Source organism: Streptomyces sp. JJ36, assembly GCF_021696945.1.
Classification (GTDB): Bacteria; Actinomycetota; Actinomycetes; order Streptomycetales; family Streptomycetaceae; genus Streptomyces.
Window position 1 is genome coordinate 1 of the sequence record NZ_JACYHE010000188.1, and the last position, 552, is coordinate 552.

Consider the following 552-nt stretch of genomic DNA (forward strand, 5'->3'; position numbering starts at 1 on the left):
CAACAAGCTGACCTCGGTCGACGTCACCGACAACGGGCTGACCGACGTCTCCTACCTCTACGACGCCGACGGCAACCGGCTGATCGAGAAGACCCAGACCGGGGCGACCCTCTTCCTGGGCGAGACCGAGGTGTCCGTCGACGTCAACGGGCAGCCCGTGGACGCCCGGCGCTACTACAGCCACCCCGGGGCCCCGACGGTGCTGCGCACCACCGGTGGCTCGGGGGACCTGGACGAGCACACCCTGACGGTGCTGCTCTCCGACCACCACGGCACCGCCACCACCGCGGTCTCGCTGGACGCCGCGATGGGCGTGCAGCGGCGGAAGTTCGGGCCGTTCGGCACCCCCCGCGGCCAGGAGCCCGGGCAGTGGCCCGGCCGCCGCTCCTTCCTCGGCACCGGCATCGACGACCCCATAACGGGCCTGACCCACATCGGCGCCCGCGAGTACGACCCCACCACGGGCCGTTTCCTCTCCGCCGACCCGGTCATCGACATCACCGACCCGATGCAGATGCACGGGTACGCCTACGCCAACAACAACCCCGTCAC

Annotated in this window: 1 protein-coding gene; it reads left to right on the forward strand. The window is 70.8% G+C overall.

All coding sequences use genetic code 11. The features are described from left to right. Window positions 1-552: RHS repeat-associated core domain-containing protein (locus tag HOY81_RS27110; protein WP_237323352.1), on the forward strand; the 552-nt coding region annotated here is incomplete at both ends.